Raw genomic sequence first — 7,889 nt, forward strand, 5'->3', positions numbered from 1 at the left:
CGAATAAGATTCACTATGCGACAGTGGAAAACTGCACTCAAATGGTACAGCTCCATAGTCGACGGGGCCTGGACCGCAGGCACATGGAATTAAATTCGTGGGGATCCCTCAGGGTCAGAGTACATTTCCGCTCCCAATGCGATCTGTCGAACTGGTTCTTAAACCCAGTAAGCAGAATGTTGAGTTCATGCTACCTATTACATTACACCAGCATGAACATGTATTTGTTTTAGTTTGCTTTTATTAGCGGAGTCGTTATGAATAGGCTGCGTGAGCTGTCCAGCCAAGTGATGGATGTTTACCAATCTCTTTCCCAAGAATTCAGTGCATATCAATCTAGCCAGTCACTAAACTGTGTTGAGAAATGTGGTGCATGTTGCAATAACCCCGACATTGAAGTGTCGCCATTGGAGATGCTGCCTTTAGCACTTCATCTATTTGATACAGGACGGGCTGAACAGGAGTTTGACGAGCTAGACAACTACAGCGGCTTCGCCTGTAAACAATATCAACGCCTAAGTTTGGACGGTAAAGAAGGCTACTGCGGAATTTACGAATACCGACCTGGCATTTGCCGTATGTTCGGTGCAGCAGGTTATAAAACCAAATCTGGCGAAGCCACACTTTCGGTGTGTAAACCAATTAAGCAAGCTGTACCAGAGAAGTATGCGGCCGCGCTGATTGCTATACAGCCACAGCATTTAGATATCTTCGAAAAGCGATTAGTGGATGATATAGCCGCAAATAGTGAGGTTCGAGTTACATCGACAAAGCCGCCAATGATCGCAGAAGGCAGACAAAAACTTGCTCAATTAGATTATGAATTAGGGGAAAGACTTATGCCTATTAATGACGCACTACGTTTTGTGTTAGAAAAAATTCTAACACTGAGTTTTTATGCTCAAGATATAGACGGTGGTGTTGCTGCTTAAATTAAGTGGGGGCAGAAAATGTACTCTGACCCTACCATTAAGTGCACTACGTTAGAATTCCGCGAGCGGCTTCTACGATTGCCTCACTAATAGTGTAGTCAGCACGGCTTTTGCCAGTAATGGCATAGTATCTCTCATTTAGTGTGCTTGCGTTACCAATACAGTGCACGTCATATTGCTCTTCTACGTGCTTTGAAATTGCCGATGGTGCGCAGAAAACACCGAAGTCTTCGCTGCCAAAAAGTTTAAGCAAAGCAGTATCGTCAAATTCGGCTACAACTTTGGGGTACAGCTGTTCTGTCTCAAGCCAACTTGTAAGTGCTTGCCGTATTCCTGATGTATTACCCTGAATTAGCAACGGCATTTGATTTAAACACTCTGGAAAAGTCTGTTCTTCAGTAAGCGGTGCTTTAGCAAAGAAGCTCAACGAACTTTCGCCTAAGAAAAAGCTATTGGCGCTTATTTGTGTACCAGGGGCTATGCCTCTGTCTGCTAGAATGAAATCGATGGCGTTAATGGCGAGCTCTTTCAACAAACCGTCGAAGCTATCCTCTTTTATCACGTATTTAACCTGTGAAAACCTACGCATGGTGGCATGCACAAAGTCGTAAAAAAGCACTTTTGGAATACCATTAGTAATACCTATCACAAATTCTTTCGTATTCACTTCATCGCTATTGTTAAGTATTTCAGCTAGTTGATTACCTTTATGAAATATTTCGCTGGCATACTGATAACTTACTTTACCTCTCGCGTTTAGGTATAGGCGCTTATTTATTCTATCAAAGAGAGAATAACCTAGCTGATTTTCGAAGGTGCTTAGTTGCCCGCTTACGGTTTGCGGGGTAACGTGGAGTAATTTAGCGGCTTTCGCAATGCTACCCTCACGGGCAACAAGATAGAAATAATATAAATGATGGTAGTTTAGGTGATGCATACTTTAACAAGCTACTCGATTATTAAGGTATTAGGGGCAAGAAATGTACTCTGACCCCATTTTTTTCGATGAACTATTAAGAATATAACAGATTTATTCTAACTGACTATTGCAATACACTATCTAGCGTTGTTTTTGTACGATTAAAAGCGGCGCGTCACTGATTTTTAAGCTAGCGGTATATTGAAGACATAACTATGGCTAAACCAATTGATTTACGTAAAACGCGAAAGACCTTATTTTCGCTATTGAAACCAGAGGCTGGCTTTTTTTGGGTTGCTATCGCATACGGCGTAGCAATAAGTTTAATGACCCTTGCGGTACCTATAGCGGTTCAAACGCTGATTAACAGTATCGCCAATATCGGTTCAACTCGGGCAGTTATCATATTGGCCGTCATTCTATTTCTTACTTTATTTATATCTGGCGTATTTAGCGCGCTTCGTATGCGAGTGATGGAGTTCTACGAGCGTAAAGTGTACGCTCGACTCACCGCAGACTTAGGGTTAAAAACTATTCTCGCGCCCCACAGTTTTTTTGAAGGTCGACAAAACGTTAGCATTACACAGCGCTACTTCGACATAATGACTTTTCAAAAGAATATGCCGTCTTTAATGATTGATGGTTTCGCGCTTGTACTACAGATGCTGGTAGGTTTCACACTAGTATCATTCTACCACCCAGCGCTTTTCGCGTTTAATGTGGTGCTTTTACTTACCATGTATGCGGTTTGGAAAATTTGGGGGCGTGGTGCTAAGCGCACGGCTATTGAATTGTCTAACGCGAAATACGATTCTGCAAAGTGGCTACACGATATTGCAATTGCTCACGAATTCTTTAAGTCAGCTGATCATGTTGAATACGCAGGGCGCAGCACTGAAGGTTATATCAGTAACTATGTGAAAAAGCACAAAAGCCACTTTCACTACACCTTTTCGCAGGTGGTTATGTTTCTATTGATGTATGCCGTGGCGAGTGCTTCGCTACTTGGTATCGGTGGTGTTCTGGTTGTACAAGGCGAGCTTTCTATTGGTCAGCTAGTGGCTGCTGAGCTTGTGATGTCTGCTGTTTTCTTTGGGCTGTCTCGCTTTACCCAATATTTAAAACTTTACTATGAGTTATATGGCGCTGCCGAGAAGCTGGGTGGCGCTCTTGACATGCCGCAGGAAGAGCTCAATACGTCGGAACAGATACCAGCTTCTTCTAAATTGGTGTTTAACGATGTTGAACTTAAACATGGTAATGATGCGTGCCACCTCAATGTTATCTTCGAACCTGGCACTAAGTATTTTGTTACTACTGATAAAAGTTGGGTGCAGAAGCAACTGCTAGGATTGCTGAAGCAATATGACCGCGTTAAATCGGGCGACATCTTGTTAGGAGAGCTTAGTCTAAACGATTACGACACCCATGAGTTACGGCAGGCCGTCACCATTCTAGATCGTTCTTTAATTATCGAAGTTTCTGTAGAGCGCTACTTAAAGTTGGCACATCCTCAGGCAACCATCGCGGATATTCGCGCTGCGCTTGAGGAAGTAGAAATGACCAAAGTGATAGATAGCTTACCAGAGGGTTTGCAGACTAAAGTATCCGTATTAGGGGCACCGCTACAGCCATTGGAGTTTTTGTTGCTTAAACTTGCCGCCGCAATTATTGGTAAACCTAAGCTGCTCATTTTGAATCAGCACTTCGACGCAATACCGGTAGAGTTGAGGGCGCGACTTCTGCGACGCTTAAGTAAATATGATTTTACCGTCATGTATTTTACCAATATGCCACTGACAGATTGTTTCGAAGGTGTGTTGCATCTGCACGATAACGCAACGGCAATGTTAAATGAGTATTCAAATGGTGAGTCACCGATTAGTGCTGCTAACGCAAGTGAGAGCAGCACGGCTTCAAAGAACAATAAGGAGGGTGAGTAAGTGAATCACGCAGAACGTCGCTTTTTAGATAACATCACTTCATTGCCTTCATTGAAAGTGCCAAAGCTTCATCGTGTAATTACCGGAGTTATCATCTTGTTGGTGTTGGCAGCTGGATTAATTTTGTATTTCACACCATGGATCCAAACGGCTTATGGCACCGGTATGGTCGACTCGCTCGATCCTAAAGACAGAACCCAACCAATAAATGCGTTAGTTGATGGACAAGTAAAGCAGTGGCACGTAAGGGAAGGCCAACAAATAAAAGCCGGCGAGCCAATCGTTACGTTAATCGATATTGATGCGCAGCGACTTGAGAAGCTGCGATCTCAGCTTTCAGCAGCGAACTTAAAGAATCAAGCTAATGAAACAGCAGTAAGAAATGCTGAGAACAACCTGGCGCGTCAACAGTCTCTGCAAGAGCAAGGGCTGGTTTCACGCAAAGAAGTAGAACAGGCCGAGATAAAAGTGCAGGAACTGCGAGCAAAAGCTGCCGCCTCTGTTTCGGAAATTAATGAAGTAAGCATGATTTTATCTCGTCAGTCGACGCAAACTAAATATGCACCCGTTGATGGTACGGTTGTTCGGTTGCTATCAGGCGGTGTGTCTACGTTCGTAAAGTCGGGCGATATTCTTGGGCAGTTTATTCCAGCAGATGCGAAACGCAGCGTTCGCGTTACCGTGCGAGGGTTAGACGCACCGCTGGTTAAGCCTGGTGCAAAGGCGCGCTTGCAGTTTGATGGCTGGCCTGTTTTTCAGTTTAGTGGATGGCCGGGTAGTGCAATAGGTACCTTTGGTGGTGAAGTTGTGTATGTAGAGCCTGTTGCTAATGCTACTGGCGATTTTAACGTGTGGATTAGACCTGACGAGTCTGATATTCCTTGGCCAGCTGAAAGTTCTGCGCGTTTGGGAAGCCGGGTTAAAGCGTGGGTGCTATTAGAAGAGGTGCGTCTAGGTTACGAGATGTGGCGACAGTTGAACAACTTCCCGCCATTGCCAACGCAAGAGCCTACTACCGGTGGAGCCAAGGGGGCTGGGGCATCAATATGGTAATTCGAAGGTTTACATTAGCAGTGCTTGCAACTGTTGCGGTTATTAGCACTCATGTTTCTGATGCAGCAGCGCAAAACAAAAATACTAGGCAAGCACCATCAATCGATGCACTTATCCAGAGTATGGTGAACTATCACCCCTACGTTAGGGCGATAAATGAAGGAAACTATCAAGCTGCCGCCGATTTAGAAATAGCAAGAAGCAGTTTTGATCCGTTTATAGAGCAGAAAACCAGTAGCCGCGTTAGCGGATATTACGATGGTACTAATTTAACGCAGCGCTTTTCTAATCCGTTCGAAGACTTTAATGGCTCAGTTTATACCGAGTACCGTATATCAGACGGTGATTTCCCGGTGTACGAAGCCGATTACGAAACCTTGTCTGGCGGCGAGGCTAGTGTGGGCATTGCCATCTCCCTACTTAAAAACAGAGAACTGGATAAGCGTAGAACGGAGTTAGCCAATGCAGGGCTAGCGACTTCACAATGGCAAGCGTTAGCGACAAGTTTAATTAATGACTTTGTTTACAAGGGGGTTAGTGAATATGTTGCGTGGTACGAAAGCGCATTGCAGGTCAATGCCGTTACAGAGTTGCTAAACACCGCAACAGAACGTGAAAGAGCGTTGGTGACCCGCGTAGAGAAGGGAGATTTAGCCAATGTTGTGCTGACAGAATTTAAAGCCAACATTTTGCAACAGCGCCTTTTGCTTGCCGAGCTTAAGCAAAAGCGAGACGCACATGCTCAAATGCTTTCTTTTTATTGGCGTTCACCTAAGGGAGATATGTTGATAGTAGATGAAGCGAACCCGCCGAAAGATATCAACTGGCCTTTCTGGGTTGGTAACGGTCAGCTTATGACTCTTCGCAATGCCCTTCGTAATCACCCTGAACTTGATGTGATGAAATTAGAACAGCAGGTGGTAAATAACAAGACTGCGCTGGCTAGTAACGCGTTATTGCCGAAGTTAGATTTAAAAGCATCGGTTGCAAGAGATATAGGTTCTGGTCCGTCAAATTTAGACGGTACCGAAACAAAAGTAGGTCTGTCGTTTTCCTACCCTTTAGGAAACAGGAAGGCGAAAGCTGAACAAGCCCAATTACAGTCAAAGCAGAGAGAGCTAGAGCACAAGCTAACCTCTACTGAGCAAGCGATAACTCAGCGTTTTGAACAAGCGCTAGTTTATTGGGGGCAGGCGAAAGACATTGTTGCTCTTCAAAGTGAAAATGCGGCGCTAGCGAAAACCCTTTCTAAAGTAGAAAAAACACGTTTCGATGCAGGTGACAGTGATATGTTCGTGTTAAATGCCCGCGCACAAAATGAAATTAAGGCCCAAATAAAAGAGATAAAAGCGAAAGTGGACTTACTAAAGGCAGAACTAACCCTTTATAAAGAAGCCGCTATGTTGCATTCCCTTAACAACTGAGCTCTTTTGAAAACATCAAGTTTAATTGTGAAGTAGGCTTGATTGCTATCGCTTGCTGCTTGTTGTTAAAAAGCAGGTAAGGGTTGAAGATACTAGTACAGCTATAAACAAAAACGGCGTATTGAGTAAATCAATACGCCGTTTTTTTTAAAATCAATTAGTAGGGGGTTAATTGCCCAGTGCACTATTAAAGTCGTCTTCGCTTAGTCCGGCAGACATAGCGTACTCTTTTAACTTATCCTGAGATACACCCGCGTGTTGCGCAGTATTTAAAATACGCATTACTTGTTCACGCTGCTGCGCAGATTCTTTCACCGCCGTTTCAACTACCGTTTCTGCTTCGTTAGGAAACACGGCCAGAAGCGCATCCACTACATACTCACCAACAAAAGGAACAGCATTCAATGCGCTTGTCATGATATCGACAATCTTATTTGGATGTTCTTGCGACAATGTCTGAACAATACTGTCTGCTGCGTCAGGTTGAGTAAGCACGGCAACGCGTACAATCTCATCTAGCTCTTCAGGTGTTGAAACCGCAGCAGCCTGCACAACAAAGTCGACATAAGTCGGCTCTGCTTTTATCGCTAACTGAACAATGTTAGGGCAGCTACTTACTTCTTTCTCAATAGCCAGCTGTACAATCTCTTCAGTAGACGCAGGTTGAGCAGAGATAGCAGCAAAAATGATCTCTCTGTATTTGTCTGGATAGGTATCTAAAGCAATATCCACAATAGACACAATCTCTTGCGGATAATGACCAGCGATTGAACTGATTGCTCGGCCAACCGACATAGTTTGGTTTACTTGACGTCTTAAGAAGGCGGTTTGAAAATGATTTGACTGGTCAGCGCTTTCTACATTCGCTGACGCGGGTAGCTGAACAGTATCATTTGAGGATACTTCTTGTGCCATTGCTGTATGACTAACATGAGTTGCTAGTATTGCTGCAGACAGCAGTGTAAGAGTTCGTAACATAAACCCACCTTTATAATTATTGCGTAGTCAATTTCTGACACCACCAGTATTAATACATTTATAAAGAACACAAAGCATAGGTCATTTACGCTTATATACATTCTTATACGTATTCCTTTACGCAAGCCTTAATATCTATCGCTAATATTAAGCATTAATATAATAACGGCAGGATCAAATACTACTTTAAGAACTACTACTTTATAGGATCTGAATTCCTATCCTATTAGTAATTAGTCCATATTGTCTACTAATTATCACATTTGAGCGAAAAATAGACGGTTGGTTCAGTTTTTTCAACTTTTTCAAAATAAGTGTTGACGTGAGCGCTCATTTCCCTAAAATGCGCATCCGCTTCGGGGGAAAAGCAAAACAGCAAGCCTCCTGAAGTAAGTCTCTACTACCTTTATAGACCAGTAAAGACGGGAGTTTAGAAGAAACGCTTCAGAAAATAAATTTTCAAAAAGTGTTGACAACGAAAACTTTCAGCGTATAATGCGCACCTCACTCGAACAGGGTGAGTCACTAAGAAGCAACGGCTTTTAGTGAATGTTCTTTAAAAATTTAGACAAGACAATCTGTGTGGGCACTCGTTAAGAGTGTCACAACGACGATTCATATTTCGATATATTTAATTGAA

The 7,889-nt window shown here is 43.3% G+C and carries 6 protein-coding genes; 4 read left to right on the forward strand and 2 right to left on the reverse strand.

Annotated features, from left to right (window positions below):
* The first annotated feature begins 257 nt into the window (after positions 1–257).
* The gene (locus MHM87_RS19480) at positions 258–932 is read left to right on the forward strand and encodes a YkgJ family cysteine cluster protein (protein WP_239260783.1); all 675 of its coding nucleotides are present in this window, start codon (positions 258–260) and stop codon (positions 930–932) included.
* Between the two features lie 46 nt (positions 933–978).
* Here the strand turns inward: MHM87_RS19480 and MHM87_RS19485 are convergent, their stop codons facing one another.
* Positions 979–1,869 (reverse strand): LysR family transcriptional regulator, encoded by an 891-nt coding sequence (locus MHM87_RS19485; protein ID WP_239260785.1) that lies wholly within the window; start codon positions 1,867–1,869, stop codon positions 979–981.
* 197 nt (positions 1,870–2,066) lie between these two features.
* Between MHM87_RS19485 and MHM87_RS19490 the strand changes: the two genes are divergently transcribed.
* From MHM87_RS19490 to MHM87_RS19500, 3 genes are read left to right on the forward strand one after another with little or no spacing between them, the layout of a single operon-like run.
* On the forward strand, positions 2,067–3,794 hold the full coding sequence (locus tag MHM87_RS19490; protein ID WP_239260787.1) for an ABC transporter ATP-binding protein: 1,728 nt from the start codon (positions 2,067–2,069) through the stop codon (positions 3,792–3,794).
* Positions 3,795–4,847: an HlyD family efflux transporter periplasmic adaptor subunit gene (locus MHM87_RS19495; protein ID WP_239260789.1), complete on the forward strand. Its 1,053-nt coding sequence runs from the start codon at positions 3,795–3,797 to the stop codon at positions 4,845–4,847.
* Complete coding sequence (locus MHM87_RS19500; protein ID WP_239260791.1) at positions 4,760–6,271, forward strand: TolC family protein; 1,512 nt, start codon at positions 4,760–4,762, stop codon at positions 6,269–6,271. The genes MHM87_RS19495 and MHM87_RS19500 overlap by 88 nt, the downstream gene beginning before the upstream one ends.
* Positions 6,272–6,439: 168 nt before the next feature.
* Here MHM87_RS19500 and MHM87_RS19505 read toward each other — a convergent pair whose 3' ends face one another.
* A complete protein-coding gene (locus MHM87_RS19505; RefSeq protein ID WP_239260793.1) occupies positions 6,440–7,249 on the reverse strand; it encodes a hypothetical protein in 810 nt (269 codons plus the stop codon).
* Positions 7,250–7,889: the final 640 nt, after the last annotated feature.

The organism is Alteromonas sp. Cnat3-28, from assembly GCF_022348265.1.
Taxonomy (GTDB): Bacteria; Pseudomonadota; Gammaproteobacteria; order Enterobacterales; family Alteromonadaceae; genus Alteromonas; species Alteromonas macleodii.